We start from the raw sequence: 15,150 nt of genomic DNA, 5'->3' as shown, positions 1-15,150 counted from the left end.
AAGAATTTAATAAAGGTCATGGGAATAATGCGTCTAAGAATGAACAAAATAATCATATTGTATGATTACAAACCCAACCCTCATAATCCAACAGGAAGAGGTACAAGAATGCAGGGGGACTCCTAAAAAAGGAGAGTTGATACGCGATTTTAATATAGAAAATAACGGGAATAATTAAATTATGAAACAACCACATGAAATATTAATAGGTGATAACTCACTTTTAAATACTCTAGTTGATGAAATCAAAATTTTTAAAGATGAGAAATGGATTTTAAATATCTCGATAAAATTCTCTAATTTTTCGAAGAAAAGTGAATATATATCCCTTGTATTATTATTCGTTAATGTCAAGGAATATAATTTTTATCATAATCAAATGTTTGAGTTTTATAATGTTGAATCTTTTAAGTTTTTTAAGAAAGGAGAAGATTATTATTTAAGTTTAGACCCAGATAATAAATTAGACTCATATTCAGAAGAAGATATGGACTATGTATTGTCAAGTGAAGTAAAGATAATTTTGGATGATGATGCTCTTTAACCCGATAGCCCCGATGGAGGATAGAATGTCGGAGTAACGCTACCGCACGAATCCTGTCGTGTGGCGGTTATGAGTAAGTAGCTAGAAATCAAATTTTAAAAATTATAAAGATAAAGCCACAGCGGAGATGTTGTGGTTTTAGCATCATGTAAAAAGGTATCTATTAGGGCAAATAAATGACTTTTATCCTCTTCGCTTAAAAGTTCAAAATTTTGTAACCTATCTGTCATACGTTTATCAAAAGATGGCTTTAAAACGTCTCCTACAAGATAAGCTAAAGAAACTTCCAATATTTATCATATTGAACTCGCATACTATAAAATAGGAATAAGCCCTGTATACATTGTAGATTGTTGAAAAAGAAAATTAGAAAAGCAGATAGTCTAGAAGAAAAAGGATTGAACTATCGGGAATATGTTGCACCTGTAGGGTCTGAATCTGCCTTAAAAGCATATTATAAAATATTTAAATGGGACGAATGTTATGATGAGTTATTGCATAATTCTGTTTTAAAGAGTATGGAAATAGTAAAAGGAGTAGATAAGAAACCTAAAAAGAAGTGGTTTTCATAAAACCATGAAATCAAAAGACGACCCAAGTGGCGGTTTTGAGGTAGGCTTACAGTACGATCACTCTTTCTATTGAAATTATAGAAGAAATCGACGAAGGAGATTCACCGAATACTTATATATATTAAGAGCGGTAAGGTAATCTAATTACTATCCTTTTGGTTTAAAACAAATAGACCTTATCAATGACTAGTGGTAAAGTAAAAGTAGTTATAAATAGTGGGCTAGTGTAAAGAAAGTAGTGATGCGGATGTTTTTATTAAAGCTACAACTGATAGTAGTGTAATAGTTAAAATAGATGCTACACGCAAGAACTTAGTTCAAACAAGTAAGGGATTACAACCTTTCAATGGAAGCGCTTTTCTGGGGAATACAAAAGATGGAGGTTTTATGTTTGAAAACCAGGTGGTTAGCTATAGAGGTGCTGCCGTTATAGATGATGTGTCTGGTCGAAAAGAAGGAACAGTAACTAAATACGCCGTTTTAGAAGCCTACATAGGAGCGAAAGATAGTTCCAATGCGGGTGAGGCAATTGCCGACCCAATTGCATATATTGGTGCTCTTAATTCAGCCAATGCAATTGAGCCAAATAGTAATACAGCAGGAGTAATTATACAGTCGTCAGTTTCTCGGAATGGAAAAAAAATTAACTCGTACTATAACTAATAGAGAAGGTAAAAGTAGAGAGTTATTTACTGTAAAAACAAAGAAACTAGGAGATAAAAATTAGATAAATGAAAAAAAAAGTTTTATTACTGCTTTTGTTTGTTGTAGCCAATATTTATGGACAGGATAAAAGCAATCAGGATATTGAAGTTTTAAAGATTCAAAGTATTGATAATATAGGGAAACATCATTTGATAAGTTGTTTTAATGGAAAGGGAAAGAAGTATCTATTATGGGTTGATCAAGTAAATCGGAAGACAAATAGAAAGAATCGTAAGAATGAGAATGCAGTCAATATTAAAATAGGTCAACAATATACTTTTAAGTTAAAAAAAGTAAATTATACTATAGGATTTCTAGAGACAGAAGAACTTTATATTGGAGATGAACTGATATGGAGTAAAGAAAAAAGTGATTTTGATGTTTATAGAACTGATAACTTACAAGGATTATTTTATCTGAAAAATATAAAGGGAAAAGAGTAAATTTAAAGTTTTATTCACCTCATTTAAATGGATTGTATAGTAATTATAAAATACAATAGTGATAAAGTATGAAACTGATGCTTTTTGGAAAAAAAAGCAAATACAGCTGTAGAGGATAATTCTTAGTAATAAATTAAATAATTAAAACAACAATAAGATGAACTTAGGTTCATCTTATTGTTGTTTAGGCTTTAGATTATTGTGTGTTTACTTTAATTTTAATAGGTTTGGATATAGGTCAAGTATGGCTACATAAGTTCATATACATACAGCTGCGATGCCACTAGAGTAACTTTCGCCAAGAAAGTAACCGGAAGTGTATCGAGTTCGATAACCACGGAATACGCCGGGAATTATATTTACAACAGGGTTTCGGGTCGTGGAGTTTCGGTGAACTTAATATCCTTTAACCACCCAGAGGGCTATGTAAGTAATGATAGTGGAAGTTTAAACTATGTATACCAATACAAAGATCATTTTGAGGACGGAGCATTAATAAGGTATGGTATTCCTTTTTAACGAACGACAGCTGTCGGATTGGCAAAGAGTATCATAAAACGATGGTATTCTAACTGCTTCTACCGAAATTATTGAAGAAATCGGCGAAGGGAATTCACCAAATACCAAAATAGGTAAAGAACAGTGAGGTAATCTAATTACTATCTTTTCGGCTTAAAATACAAAGGGTATAATGGGAATGTTTCTTCTATAGGAATAGCGTTGCTCAGAAATGGGGATATAATGGAAAAGAATTTACTCAATCTTTAGGATTCAATTTATACGAGTATGGATCAAGAATGTACGACCTTGCTTTAGCAATGGTTAACTCTATTGTTTCTAAAGCAGAATAATTTGAGTTTCAAAGCTCGTATGTATATGCAGCTAATAATCCTATTTATTCCAAGAAAAAGATGGAGAAAAACTATTAGAGCAAGCAACAATTAAAACCACTGTAAATGGAAAAACAACAAGATCAAGACCTGATTTTATAGTAGTAGGTAAAGATGGTAGTATAGTTAAAGCAGTTGAAGCAAAGACAGGAAAAGCTGTATTATCTAAGAATCAAAAAGTATTAAAAGAAATCGCAGGAACTTTAGTTGGTAAAAACGCAAAACAACATGCAGGACAAAAAGTGCCAGCTAAGAGTTTAGAAGAAAGACGAGTAGAAATAGATTAGTAATATGGGGATTTATTTAGAAAAAATTCACGGAATTATTTTACAACCTTTAAATGATAAAGGGTATAATTTTGTGAAATCTAGGGATATTTATGAGAAAAAACAGGGAGATTTTAAACATAAAATTCATTTTTTCTCTCATAAGAGAAGTACTGAAACGGCAATAGAAATGTTTGTTTATATTGAACACATACCAACTGCTAAGATTTATAAAAAAGCAACTTCTTTTAATTTTTTACCAAGTACTATTGGTAATGAAATTGGGATGATTGAAAATAATGATGATGGAAAAATAGATAACAGCTTCTATAATGATATAATTCTAGAATCTGAGGAAGACATTAAAAATGCTTCAGAAGAAATCATTGATTTGTTTACAAATATAGCTGAGCCATATTTCAAAAGATATGGAGATTTAGAAACTATAGATAGGATTTTGAATGATAATCCAGATATTATATCGGTGCATAGAAATGACCAATACAATAGATATCCTTTAGGCTTAATAGTTGCTAAATTGAATAATCGTTCCAATTATGAGGAACTGAAAGAAAAATATGATATTTTGATACAGGAAATGTCTGAAATGTATATAGAGAGATATAAACAAGTAAAGGAATTCTTAAAAGAAAATTATGAGAGTTAATTATTTATCGTTGTTGCTATTGTTATTTGTAAATACTTTGATGGCTCGAGAATTATTTGAAGGAGAGATTTTATGTAAATTGAATTTCCATGATAAAACTGGCGAAATGACTGCTAAAGAGGCTTCTCAATTTATGGGATCAGTCAGAGCAGACCTATTGTATTAAAGATAATAAGTATAAGTCGGTAATGAGTGTGATTTATTAGAGATTAAGACTAATGAAGGTACTACAATGTACTACTATAATAAGTCAATTAAAGTGAACCCTGAAAATTATAAAAATTATAAATATGGTTTGTGGTATTATCGCCTCAATAAAACAGGTGGAGCATTACCTTTGAAATTATCTGCAGATGTTTCGGATATAAAATTATCAATAGAAGCAAAGGATATCATCATGTCCAAGAAATGAGATTTATCAATGTTTGAGATACCGAAAGGATTGTAAATTGTTAAAAGTCCAGAATAAATAAGAGAACCACCTTTAAGGTGTTTTTTTTGTTTATCAACACTAGGAATATCACCAAATATACCCTGTGGCTTGTGCAAAATATATATAAAAAAGCAAGCTCTCATAACAATAGCACAAAAAGACTTAAATAAACGAGCATATATAAAATATTATTGCTCAAATATCTCAAAATAGTCTTCTGAAATGTATATATTGATAATAACAACGATGGTATAATTACTCCAAGTATAGAAATTCTACATGAGAGAAATTATCCCCCATATGGAATGCTTCAAAAAGGATATAATGGTAATGTTATAGGTAGTAAGAATAATTATAAACAATTTCAAGGACAAGAGTTTTCTGAGGATGATGTTACAGAAAAATCCAATTATGAGATAAGTAAAATTAATAATAAGGTGATGAAAGAAGAACGAAAACTAAAAGAATTAATGATCGAGCAAGCTACTGCGTTTATTGAAGATGCAGGAGAATTCTTTCCTTATGGAACTGTGGTTAAATCCAATGGAGAAATTGTTCCTATTGGAGTTTATGATGATATCGAGCATTTGTTTTCTGATGAAGTTATAGATGTTTTAGAAAAAGAAATATTTACACAAATAATTAAGAATAAGGTAGTTTTTGCGGGTATTGGTATTGATGTCATCATAAATGTTGAAAATGAAGAAGGAGTAAGTGAAAAAAGGAATGCTTTAATGATAAAAACGAGTGTAGACGGAAAAGAATGGAAGGATGAATTTTATCCTTATAGAATAGATAGAACAACAAGTCAACAGTTGGGTACTGCTGCAAAGACGTTAACAGGGGGCACGGGAGCAGGTATTACTCCACAAATTAACAAGCCTGATAATGATTAATGCTTATGTTTTATAGTAAAACGAACAAACAGTTATTAGAAATTAGAAATGCCATCTTCGTTGAAGAAGGAATACCTGCACTTGAAAAGAATACTTTTGAATTAGACCCTTTTAAAACCTCTTGGCACGGTCAATATGATACAGGAATTCAAGGTTATATTCATCAATATTCTAGATTAAAAAAAGAAAGATTTTTAGAAAGAATACAAGTTTATATATTGAAAAATGAACGAAGGATACAAATCAATTTAAACATTTTTGAATTAACCCCTAGATTAGATGCTTTATCCAATTTAAATAAGTATGAAGGAATTAAATTAGGGATATCTCCTAATAACCATACAGAAATGCGATTACGCAGTGATGATTATAAAGGACCACCATTATTTTATTTACTATTTTTTCCAGAACATAAACTAGGTAAGTTTAATAATAAGACTTCCTTTAGTAAAGAAGTATTAAAATTAAGTCGCTTAATAAGAAAAGATATGGAAAATATAGATTCATTTATTAAACGTTGGCATGAAATACATACACCTAACATAATTGATTGGGAAGGAAACCCCGTTAGTCAATAACAATTTTAAAACCACACTATTATAGTGTGGTCTTTTTATCTGTTAACTTACCTACAAATTGGGTGTTACAATAATGTATATAGGTCGAAGCTCCATATCATGTTTAAAAGCATTTATAGATGGTTGGTTTTATAGAGATTCTTCATCTATAAGTGATCCTGAATTAATGGATGGGTTTCAAAACTGGATTGAGCAGAAGTATAATACCAAGACTAGTCATTCGTGGTGCGATATTGTTTTATTCGCAAGATGAAAGTAACGCTTTGATGAAATTTTTTGAAGAATTTGATGAATGGAAAATAAACGATTATAAAACTTAAATTGAAAATAGTAAAGATAAACTCTTATCCCTCATGATTGTATTGTGTGGTTACTCTAATTTTACTAGGTCTGGATATAGGTCAAGTAAGGCCACACAAGTTCTCATACATACAGCAATGACAAATGGACACAGAATTGAAATTCAGGCGAATAGAAGTTTTAGTATCTTTAACATAAAAACTGGAGAATTATTATCGAAAAAATAGGGTAGATGTATAATAACGAAGATATTTATAAATATGTGATAAAGTTTGTAAAACTCAAAAAACTTAAACATCAGTTACATGAGTTTCCTTCTAAAGCTGTAATTATTGATATATGGAAGGGTGATTTTTTTTATACCATCAATATAGAAAAAGAGAAAGTGGGATTGTCTATTATTGGTGAGGAACCAGAATTTTCTTCTATTGCAGATAAATATTATGTTAATTTAAATGATTTCAAGAATGATCTTGATAAATTGATTAATTCCTGATGTAAGCTTCCCAAATTAGAACTGCTTAATTTTGTGATTTTAATCTCCGTTGATCTCCTTACGAATTCGGGTACTGTTAGCAATTAGAAAATCAGTACTGTTTACCCAGATCAAGCGGAGTAGATAGATAATATTTCTGATTGAGAATCTGGTACATTAGCCTTGCATGAAACTATAGCAGTATTTATTAGAGCTGAAAATTCCCCGGGTTATGGAGATGCAAGCAATGAAAATGCTGGTTATTTACTAGCTCATAATAAGGCTCAAGTATATTTTGAAAACAAAGTGGAAAGGCTATTGATCCGAAAGGGCCTATAATTGCAGTTAATAGAGCTAAAGGTAAAGCTGTGATAATAAATAAAAATAGAAAATAGACAAAATTGAATAAATTGTGAGAAAAATAAGATTTATTGCAGTAATAATGATAATTGGAATGAGTTTTTCTAATTGTTATGTTAGAAATGTTCAAAATAACGAATATTTGGAGTTGGTATATAAGCCTCTTGACAATAATATTAACGCATCTGCAGAAGTATTAAATCAAATTAATTTTCTAGGGAGACAATTAAAAAGAAAATTAGACGGCAAGAACTATGTAAATTACGGTGTTGTTGAAAATATTGTAATCTTATCAAAGATAGAAACTAAGATAACGGCTTTAGGGACTTTTGGGAATTCGTATGAAATAACTGAGGAAAGTTTATTCAAATGGAAAAAATGGTATGCAAATAATAGCAAGTACTTCTTTTTTCTTACTAAGGGAAATGACAAATTTTTAGGAATAAAATATCCAAATGGGGAAAAAATAGTACTTATCGATAAATAGGTTGTAAAGTAATCCATCCTGTACGTCGCTCACGTACGATTGCATTGTTTGGTAAAAGGAAATAAGAATTATCTCAGGGTTTTTAATAGGGAAAAGCTAGTTTTAGAAATTGAAATAGTTTTTTTACTTTAGATGAAAAATTGCGAAATGAAAACCTATGATGTAGTAGAAATGAAGTTAAAGAAGGTAGTAAATAGTACTGAACCTATTAAGAGGTGATTCTTTAATGTCAAAAATGAAGGATAGACATGGGAATCATCTGAAATTTTATTGAGACTCCTAAAATATTGTCTTTCGATATAAAAATTAGAGTGAATTAAGAAAGAACTTATGAAGATACTATCACAAATATTTAATGTAATACTAATATTTTGCCTTTTGAGAATTCAATCAGAAGAAACATTTTTTCTATCTGTGGTGTTTATAGCCTTTACTATTTTAAATGGAATTCTATCAGTTAAAATTATAAATAAAGAAACAATTACTATAAAGAGAGGAGCATTTGTTTTATTAAGTCTTTGTACTGTATTCTTAATTTGTTTTCTATATAAGATGTACCCAGAGTTAGAGTTAGTAATAACAAAAATAGGAATCATATTATATGGAGTAAAGTTGGTGGTAATAGGATTGCTTTTTATCTATAAAAATTATAAACACGATAACTCGGTATTGTCCTGAATTGGTAAGTATTATTTTGTGATCTCCTCCCATTAAATCGGACAGCTTAGAAATAGAGTATTTATAGTTTTTTAACTATCCTTAGGGCTATGTGATAACAAGCAGTGATGCCTTTGATTATGTATACGAATACAAAGACCACTTTGAGGGCGGAGCGTTAATAAAAGGTATGGTATCCCTTTTTAGCGAACGAGTCAGCTGGCGGGTTGGCAAAGAGTATCATATAACGATGGTATTATAGCTGCTTCTACAGAGATTGTGGAAGAAATCGATGAAGGAGATTCATCAAATACCAAAATAAATAAAGAGCGGTGAGGTAATTGGAATTTGTTATTTAGAACTAAACAGACGTATAACAGAAAGAACAATTAACTTATATTTAGCAAAAAAGAAGAAAACAAGGAGATAAATACAATGGTACATCAAGTAATCGTTTTGGACATTCTAAAATAGAAACTTCGTATAAAAGAAAAACAGTTACTACTGATCAAGTTATTACTAGCAATGATTTATCTACTACAACTATAAGGAATACTATTGGGAGTAATGCTGCTGCTATAACGAAAGTTAAATTACCAAATGCTAAAGCAGCGCAAAGTTATCAACAAAATCAGGTTGGCAAGCAATTAGGTCCCTACGATAAAAAAATGTAATTCTTGCCAGACTCATGTTGGAAACGTCCTTAGTGAGGGAGGTGCTAACGTTCCAACAAGACCACTCAAATTGTATGGTTTTTTTAAATCATTATTTTCAAATAAATAAAAAGTTATAATATAAAGAAATGGGATTAATAATTTGTGAAATTCATGGAGAAAGTGGTATAGTTCAAATGAGTGAATTATTACATAGATATTACATTAATAATAAAAAGACAGAAGTGATTAAGGTTATTTATGAAGTTGAGGGTCTTGATAATTTTGTACATTATTTTTCAATAGTAGATGATTTATCTGAAGGCACTCAAATCAATAATATTAATGAGTTTGATGATTATTTTTCTAAAATAAGCGGAGACCCTGGAGCGTGCGTTAATTGTTTCAATTTATACCTCAATAATAAGAAAATAGAAGTTAAAGAAAAAAGAGTTTTAGTTTCGAATTAATCATGTAAGCTTCCCCAAGTTAGAACTGCTTAATTGTAGAATTTTCTCAAAAAAATCTATTAAAAAATAACTAAAGTTGCATAAAGAAAAGTAAAAACACATTATGCTTGAATGCTATGCTAGGCATGATTAAGCTTTTTTATGTGTTTGTAAACAAGGATAGCCAAATTCAAATGAACAAAACTGAATTAAAAAATATAATAGTTACTAAAAAAACAAATGGGAAATTCACCTGTGATGAAATAGGAATGACTTGGCAGGTGAGTTATGTAAGATTTGTGGTTGGTGAAAAGGTGGATTTTGATTCGCTGGAACATTTTTATTGGAGTATTCTAAACTCGGAGAATAATGTAAGTTCTGGATATGTGGGTGAGTTAGAATGGATAGATCGAGTTAATATTTCAGAATGGATTTCGCATCTTAAAATTGAGAGTGTTGAAAAACACTTGTTGGATGAAGAGGTTAAATCGACTTTGAAGGAAATCGATAGGGAAGAAGATAACAGGGAAGAATTCGAACGGATAAATAAAGCCAACTTAAAAATACCAGAGGGCGTGGCTGAATGTTGGATGATTGAAGAGTCGAAAGAATCAAGACATCCAGTTGGGGCAACTTGGTCAATAATAGCTGAATATATGGACGATTTTTTCTATATAGAAAGACATTGGGAATCTTAAAGTGATGTCAATGGGTTGTAAGTGTAACTTGTATTAAACGCAGTATACCGTAATGAAAAAAAGGAAGTACATATCGATATTATTGCTGATGTTAATTAGTATTTCGTGTAAAAACGAAAAACATGATGAAGAAATGGATACAGAAATGAGGTTAGTATTGATAACTGATACTCTCAAGGCGGGTATTGAAGGAACTTATCCTAACAAAAAAGAACAGTTGATAATTTCGAAATATAACTCAGAATATCCAGAAATTGAAAATATAAAACGACCTGAGAAAACGATCATTAAAAATTTAGAAATTGATACTACTGAAGCCTTTGGAATTTGGACGCAATACCCAAATGAACCTCATGCAGATTTTTGGTTGAACTCAGAATCATTCTTTATTGTAGACTATGACGGAGACGGAGCTATGCCCTATATTTTGGACAAGAATAGCATCACGATTTTTTCTGATGATTTTGTTCAAACAGGAATAATTATCTCTACAAAAAATGACACGCTAAAAATTAAATGGTCTGATCTCGATAAAGAAACCATCTATGTGAAGTTTGAAAACTAAAAAATTACTAGGTAAGGCAATCAACAATTGCAACGGATAGGCCTTCGTCTAAATTTACTTAAAAAAATAACTCGAATTGCCTGACACTTGGATTTTATTCTTAGAAAAATCAGAGTGAAAGAGATACCGGCTAGAATTATAACTACTTATTAAGTGTTTCAGTATTTTTTGTAGGGAGATAAATTAGAATAATGCTTAAAGCGATTCCAGTTGAATTCAGCGTAATTAATTGAGTCCTTCTTACTGTGTTGATGACAGACAACGCAGGATATTTTTGTATTGATTAGCAGTGTGGTTTCTGTGTTATTAGTACTGCTATCGATGGTCTTAATTATAAAGTTTCTAGTATTTTTCTGTGCATTGTTGATGCGTTTTTCTAGTACCTCACGAAATGGCCATCTCGAATAGGATGGTAATTGTTGAGGAATACGATAGATTTCAATAGCCTTCTTCCACTGTTGGTTTTTTACAAGCATATCGCCTAAATTTAAATAAAACCCCTCTATATTATGAGGAGCAATCCAAGAATTTCTGCAAGCACGCTGTCTTCTGGAGGAAACCATTTTTCCTAAAGGTAAGCACAGGAAATCATAAGGTTGGGTTGTGTCGATTTTCTTTTGGTAACACTTTTGTAGTGTTTTCCATTGCCATTGTAAGGCCTTTTTATATTGCCAAGTTGTTCTAGGTAGTTTTGATAAAGGGTAGCCAATGGTAAAGTAGTTAAAGCTTTTCCACTGACGAATGGCTTTTTTACCTGTAAAGTAGCCTTCACGTTGAAGCTTTTGATTGTTTTTTATATTGCCGACTATCATTTTAGAATCAGCTAAAAAGCCAAGAATCCTAGGGTCATCCGGATTTATAGCATAGGATAGTTTAAAATAATTAAGTGCTTTTTCGGCATGTTGTTTAATAGATACAGGGATTTTTTCTAGCCTAGCACGTTCACTCAGTGCCCAAATATGAGTAAAGCCAAGATGATTGATGGTTTCTATATCATTGGGAAATTCACGGTGAGCTCGATTTAGAAGGGATATAATTGTATCGATACGCTTGTAATTTCCCGCGTGAAAGTATTTCCAAAAATAAGCGTTGGCCTGCCGTGGTAAATTTTTGTTTTTTATTTCCCCTTCCTTACGAAGTGAATTTATGGAAGCGTGTCGAGTGCCTTTACAGCTCAATAATGCTAATAAAAGTATAAAATAGGTATGTGGTTTCATAGGGTAAATATTATAAAGGGATTTTGAGTCCTATAAGTAGTGTCCCATAAATCCCTGATTGTCGTGTCTTTTGTTTTTCTGAAAATGAGGATCCCAATTGGTTCCAAGATTTGTCTTTTTCTAAGTCGAAATTGTATCCGATGATAAATCCAGCTGAAATGTATTTATTCAGTTTATATAAGAACCAATTTGCTACATTCATCAAGAGTTTTTGTTGTGTGTAGATTTGTGCATTTAGGACCTCTTTACTATCAGGGTAATAAGAGTTTTTTTGCCAGTGAAATAGCCTTAGTCCCAAGGCTGGAGTGATACTGATTTTATTTGTACTGTATACTTGGTATCCCAATCCAAGCTCACTTGAAAATCCATGTAAATTAAACTGGTAATCACTAGCAGTGAATTTGCCTATGGCTATTGAGAATTGACAAGTGATAAACCAGTTTTTACTTTCAAAATAGCTGCCCGCACCTATGGTCTTTACAGTTTTAACGGAAGAAGTGTGATCAGAATTGTAGGAAGAGTATGACGGTAAACTGATAGAAGTAACTCCCAGACTTCCAAAAGCAGTGAGGGAAGAGTTTAGTTTTGGTGTCACTTTACTATGCGAATTTTGTCCAATTGACAACTCACTAAAACTAAATAACAAGGAGAGTACAAGTAGTTGATATTGTATCATCTGTGTGGTGTTTTGAGCAATATTACACAGAAGAATGCTATCCTTTGATACTTTGTTATGTTTGGGGCTCCAATGTGACGAATGGTCTATTTATTGTATGGGAAATTGAGTTTGGTAGTGTCAAAAGAACGTGAAATCGGAATCCAAAAATCAAGCAATTCTAATAGAACCTCCTTTTGCTTGGCATTTCCTCTTAGCTTGATAAGGTGTTTGGAATTAATAATATAAGACTTATGGCAATGGAAAAAAAAATCGTTGTTTTCAAGGTCATTATAGAATTTATATAAAGGATATCGAATGAGATGTTTGATGTAAGATTTTCCATTTTCAGAATAAATTTCTAGGTAGTTGCCACTTGATTTAGCACAGATAATTTTATTGACAGTTAGGCTTAGTGATTCATCTTTCGAAACTTTGACTGAAATACTTGCGTTCAAAGTGGATGTGTTCTCAGTAGTTTTATTGAAGGTATTTGGTTTTGTAGCTTGCATCCATAGGTAGAATACAAGAAATACTACAGGAAATAAGCCTATTGCTAAAGAGTCGAGCAGGTATACTAAGATAGAATGCTTAATACTATAGCATTGGAGAGTATATGAATATAGCCAATTAAGAAAGGAGATAACTCCTGTAATATAAAAAGAGGTTTTTATGAGGTCCGCAATACTTCTCGGGTGTTTACTTCGAATACGAAAGCTCGTGAAAACAACCGTTACAACAATGGTAATGAATGCGAAACCAGCTATAATTGGAATTTTATTGAATTGTATTTCGGCAAGACCAAATGGCTGGAAAATCCAGAGGAAGACGAATACAAAGACTCCAAACATTAACGCTATTCTAAATCGTTGTTTTCTAGTTTTTACATGAGGCAGAGAGTTGCCGAGGACTAAAAGAGAATTCATGATGGTATAGTGTTAAACAGTAAAAGGTTAGAAGACCAAATTACAAATGTGAAAGCTGTGAAATGTATAATAAATCCTGTGAATAATGAGGTCTTTGAACGTAATCACTTTGGATTGATAAGGATGCAAATGATCATAAAATTAATCTATTTTTTGACTAATTCAAAGTATTACGAACCAATTTCATCTAAAATTTAAGGACGTGTTTAAGATTCGTGTAATCAGAAGTAAAAAAATAAAAAACTGTTTTTAGCCTGTTAATACTCATAGCTCTACGTTGCTAACCTTGCAGCAAAAAGTGTGGGCTGCATAAGAATGGTAGCTATCGTTTATTGTTCCGTTCCTGGTAAAAGATTAATGCTACGCATGCTCCAATGGTCATTCTGAGCAAATAAATCTCGAAGCTCCTGAAGTTGGATTGAAAATTACAAGGCTATTTAAAATGAGAGCGATTCACCAATGTAGGTACGAGCGGTATACTTACACATCGAAACCTAGGATGGAGATTTTTGTTAGATTTTTTAACTAAACGCTATTGATGCTGTGCCGTAATTACTTTATCATTAAAAAATAGTTAAGAGATTTTGTAAAGTATCAGTGAAAACATGTCGATATTTAACTATTTTAATGAAAATATTTAGAAAGTTCTTAAAAATTTAATAATGCAACTATAAACATAGTATAACTGTTCTTCATGGGTAAAACTAAGAGATTTACAACTAGTAAAATCAAACAATTATTACTTATGAAAAAAACTACTCAAGTATTAGGTGCTTTGGCACTATTTTTAAGCGTGAACATCACTGCTTTTGCGCAGCAAACTACGGATGCGGCCCTTTCTGAAATGCAAAGCAAAGCGAAAGCTACCGAAGTAAAGGTAGGAGAGGCTAAACAAACGTTGAAAACCTTGTTAGTAGCGTACTTCGTGACCAACAATCCAACGCCCAATACCAATGGATTCAAAACTGCTATCAACGGTCAATTGCAAGCGATAGATCAATTGGCGCAAGCTCAATACGATGCCTTGTACAAAGCAGAAGGATTTAATGGGAACCTAGACGTTTCGAATGCGGAAGACTTCATTCAAGAAATTGAGAGTGCTAGTTACCAATCAAAGCGCAAGGTAACAGCGTTGGTTACAGCGATTCAAAACAACGACAAGCAAACGGCTCAAACTGTGAGTACTGCTTTGAAAGGGCAGTTGGAAATGATCATCCAATACAGCGAAGAAGCTTTTGACGAGGCTGAAAATTTGAAAGCTGTTCCAGAAATTTTTAAAGTTCGAATTTTGTTAGTTGATGAGCGTTCAGGACAATCAGTTCCAGCGAATACCATTCGAGGATACGGTGCTACAGACACGAAATCGAACAAATTTTACCAAACGGGAGAACGACAAGGAGATCCTGTTAACGAATTTAAAGCCTTACCAGCAGGTACCTACCGTTTTGACGGTATGGACGGTTACTTCGACGGTACAGGTAGTAAGGTAGTTAGCTTGTCAAATTCAATGGTTCAAGCAGATGGTTATATTTACATTACCCTAACTTATTGGTCTGAATAAAGAATAAACTTTAAAATACCAATCAGACTCTAAGTCCTCAGCGTCAGTGTTTTCGGTAGCACTGGCGCTTTGTTGTTAATTAAAATATGCTTTTGCACTTGCTATATACTACTACTAAATAGTATATTAGCGGTTCATTCAAGAACTTCTATA

The 15,150-nt window shown here is 31.9% G+C and carries 18 protein-coding genes; 14 read left to right on the top strand and 4 right to left on the bottom strand.

Annotated elements, in window-relative coordinates; genetic code table 11:
• The first annotated feature begins 181 nt into the window (after window positions 1-181).
• Entirely contained in the window at window positions 182-544 is a 363-nt protein-coding gene (locus ACKTS5_RS09925) for a hypothetical protein (protein ID WP_408043717.1), read from the top strand.
• Between the two features lie 95 nt (window positions 545-639).
• Here ACKTS5_RS09925 and ACKTS5_RS09920 read toward each other — a convergent pair whose 3' ends face one another.
• Window positions 640-834 carry a hypothetical protein gene (locus tag ACKTS5_RS09920; RefSeq protein WP_408043716.1) on the bottom strand — a complete coding sequence of 65 codons (195 nt, stop codon included), beginning with the start codon at window positions 832-834 and terminating at the stop codon, window positions 640-642.
• Between the two features lie 63 nt (window positions 835-897).
• Here ACKTS5_RS09920 and ACKTS5_RS09915 point away from each other — a divergent pair, with 63 nt between their 5' ends.
• From ACKTS5_RS09915 to ACKTS5_RS09865, 11 genes are all read left to right on the top strand, one after another.
• The gene (locus ACKTS5_RS09915; protein ID WP_408043715.1) at window positions 898-1,116 is read left to right on the top strand and encodes a hypothetical protein; all 219 of its coding nucleotides are present in this window, start codon (window positions 898-900) and stop codon (window positions 1,114-1,116) included.
• Between the two features lie 387 nt (window positions 1,117-1,503).
• Complete coding sequence (locus ACKTS5_RS09910) at window positions 1,504-1,779, top strand: hypothetical protein (RefSeq protein WP_408043714.1); 276 nt, start codon at window positions 1,504-1,506, stop codon at window positions 1,777-1,779.
• 68 nt (window positions 1,780-1,847) lie between these two features.
• Window positions 1,848-2,264 carry a hypothetical protein gene (locus tag ACKTS5_RS09905; protein ID WP_408043713.1) on the top strand — a complete coding sequence of 139 codons (417 nt, stop codon included), beginning with the start codon at window positions 1,848-1,850 and terminating at the stop codon, window positions 2,262-2,264.
• Between the two features lie 1,181 nt (window positions 2,265-3,445).
• The gene (locus ACKTS5_RS09900) at window positions 3,446-4,087 is read left to right on the top strand and encodes a hypothetical protein (RefSeq protein ID WP_408043712.1); all 642 of its coding nucleotides are present in this window, start codon (window positions 3,446-3,448) and stop codon (window positions 4,085-4,087) included.
• Between the two features lie 738 nt (window positions 4,088-4,825).
• On the top strand, window positions 4,826-5,416 hold the full coding sequence (locus ACKTS5_RS09895; RefSeq protein WP_408043711.1) for a hypothetical protein: 591 nt from the start codon (window positions 4,826-4,828) through the stop codon (window positions 5,414-5,416).
• 5 nt (window positions 5,417-5,421) lie between these two features.
• Window positions 5,422-5,994, top strand: coding sequence for a hypothetical protein (locus ACKTS5_RS09890; RefSeq protein ID WP_408043710.1), 573 nt, complete (start codon window positions 5,422-5,424; stop codon window positions 5,992-5,994).
• Between the two features lie 532 nt (window positions 5,995-6,526).
• Window positions 6,527-6,790, top strand: a complete 264-nt coding sequence (locus ACKTS5_RS09885; RefSeq protein ID WP_408043709.1) for a hypothetical protein — start codon at window positions 6,527-6,529, stop codon at window positions 6,788-6,790.
• A gap of 391 nt (window positions 6,791-7,181) precedes the next feature.
• Window positions 7,182-7,616 (top strand): hypothetical protein, encoded by a 435-nt coding sequence (locus ACKTS5_RS09880; RefSeq protein ID WP_408043708.1) that lies wholly within the window; start codon window positions 7,182-7,184, stop codon window positions 7,614-7,616.
• Between the two features lie 1,459 nt (window positions 7,617-9,075).
• A complete protein-coding gene (locus tag ACKTS5_RS09875; protein WP_408043707.1) occupies window positions 9,076-9,396 on the top strand; it encodes a hypothetical protein in 321 nt (106 codons plus the stop codon).
• A gap of 107 nt (window positions 9,397-9,503) precedes the next feature.
• Window positions 9,504-10,073 (top strand): hypothetical protein, encoded by a 570-nt coding sequence (locus ACKTS5_RS09870; protein WP_408043706.1) that lies wholly within the window; start codon window positions 9,504-9,506, stop codon window positions 10,071-10,073.
• A 52-nt stretch (window positions 10,074-10,125) separates the two neighbouring features.
• Window positions 10,126-10,638, top strand: a complete 513-nt coding sequence (locus ACKTS5_RS09865) for a hypothetical protein (RefSeq protein WP_408043705.1) — start codon at window positions 10,126-10,128, stop codon at window positions 10,636-10,638.
• 158 nt (window positions 10,639-10,796) lie between these two features.
• On the opposite strand, the gene ACKTS5_RS09860 is transcribed toward ACKTS5_RS09865, so the two are convergent.
• The 3 genes from ACKTS5_RS09860 to ACKTS5_RS09850 all read right to left on the bottom strand — a co-directional run bounded on the left by ACKTS5_RS09860 (window position 10,797) and on the right by ACKTS5_RS09850 (window position 13,022).
• Window positions 10,797-11,855: a tetratricopeptide repeat protein gene (locus tag ACKTS5_RS09860; protein WP_408043704.1), complete on the bottom strand. Its 1,059-nt coding sequence runs from the start codon at window positions 11,853-11,855 to the stop codon at window positions 10,797-10,799.
• A 10-nt stretch (window positions 11,856-11,865) separates the two neighbouring features.
• Entirely contained in the window at window positions 11,866-12,531 is a 666-nt protein-coding gene (locus tag ACKTS5_RS09855) for a hypothetical protein (RefSeq protein ID WP_408043703.1), read from the bottom strand.
• 86 nt (window positions 12,532-12,617) lie between these two features.
• Window positions 12,618-13,022, bottom strand: coding sequence for a LytTR family transcriptional regulator DNA-binding domain-containing protein (locus tag ACKTS5_RS09850; RefSeq protein ID WP_408043702.1), 405 nt, complete (start codon window positions 13,020-13,022; stop codon window positions 12,618-12,620).
• Window positions 13,023-13,205: 183 nt separating this feature from the next.
• Here ACKTS5_RS09850 and ACKTS5_RS09845 point away from each other — a divergent pair, with 183 nt between their 5' ends.
• The gene (locus ACKTS5_RS09845) at window positions 13,206-13,364 is read left to right on the top strand and encodes a hypothetical protein (RefSeq protein WP_408043701.1); all 159 of its coding nucleotides are present in this window, start codon (window positions 13,206-13,208) and stop codon (window positions 13,362-13,364) included.
• Between the two features lie 817 nt (window positions 13,365-14,181).
• Window positions 14,182-14,997, top strand: coding sequence for a hypothetical protein (locus ACKTS5_RS09840; protein WP_408043700.1), 816 nt, complete (start codon window positions 14,182-14,184; stop codon window positions 14,995-14,997).
• Window positions 14,998-15,150: the final 153 nt, after the last annotated feature.

It is taken from the genome of Tenacibaculum litopenaei, from assembly GCF_964514025.1.
GTDB classification, from domain to species: domain Bacteria; phylum Bacteroidota; class Bacteroidia; order Flavobacteriales; family Flavobacteriaceae; genus Polaribacter; species Polaribacter litopenaei.
Note: the sequence above shows the minus strand (reverse complement) of the source record. Positions and strands in the feature narration are given on the sequence as shown.

Coding starts and splice junctions, on each gene's coding strand:
- ACKTS5_RS09905 (WP_408043713.1), top strand. CDS start 1,848: ATGAAAAAAAAAGTTTTATTACTGCTTTTGTTTGTTGTAGCCAATATT.
- ACKTS5_RS09850 (WP_408043702.1), bottom strand. CDS start 13,022: ATGCAAGCTACAAAACCAAATACCTTCAATAAAACTACTGAGAACACA.
- ACKTS5_RS09840 (WP_408043700.1), top strand. CDS start 14,182: ATGAAAAAAACTACTCAAGTATTAGGTGCTTTGGCACTATTTTTAAGC.
- ACKTS5_RS09855 (WP_408043703.1), bottom strand. CDS start 12,531: ATGATACAATATCAACTACTTGTACTCTCCTTGTTATTTAGTTTTAGT.
- ACKTS5_RS09925 (WP_408043717.1), top strand. CDS start 182: ATGAAACAACCACATGAAATATTAATAGGTGATAACTCACTTTTAAAT.
- ACKTS5_RS09885 (WP_408043709.1), top strand. CDS start 6,527: ATGTATAATAACGAAGATATTTATAAATATGTGATAAAGTTTGTAAAA.
- ACKTS5_RS09890 (WP_408043710.1), top strand. CDS start 5,422: ATGTTTTATAGTAAAACGAACAAACAGTTATTAGAAATTAGAAATGCC.
- ACKTS5_RS09860 (WP_408043704.1), bottom strand. CDS start 11,855: ATGAAACCACATACCTATTTTATACTTTTATTAGCATTATTGAGCTGT.
- ACKTS5_RS09865 (WP_408043705.1), top strand. CDS start 10,126: ATGAAAAAAAGGAAGTACATATCGATATTATTGCTGATGTTAATTAGT.
- ACKTS5_RS09910 (WP_408043714.1), top strand. CDS start 1,504: ATGTTTGAAAACCAGGTGGTTAGCTATAGAGGTGCTGCCGTTATAGAT.
- ACKTS5_RS09895 (WP_408043711.1), top strand. CDS start 4,826: ATGCTTCAAAAAGGATATAATGGTAATGTTATAGGTAGTAAGAATAAT.
- ACKTS5_RS09900 (WP_408043712.1), top strand. CDS start 3,446: ATGGGGATTTATTTAGAAAAAATTCACGGAATTATTTTACAACCTTTA.
- ACKTS5_RS09875 (WP_408043707.1), top strand. CDS start 9,076: ATGGGATTAATAATTTGTGAAATTCATGGAGAAAGTGGTATAGTTCAA.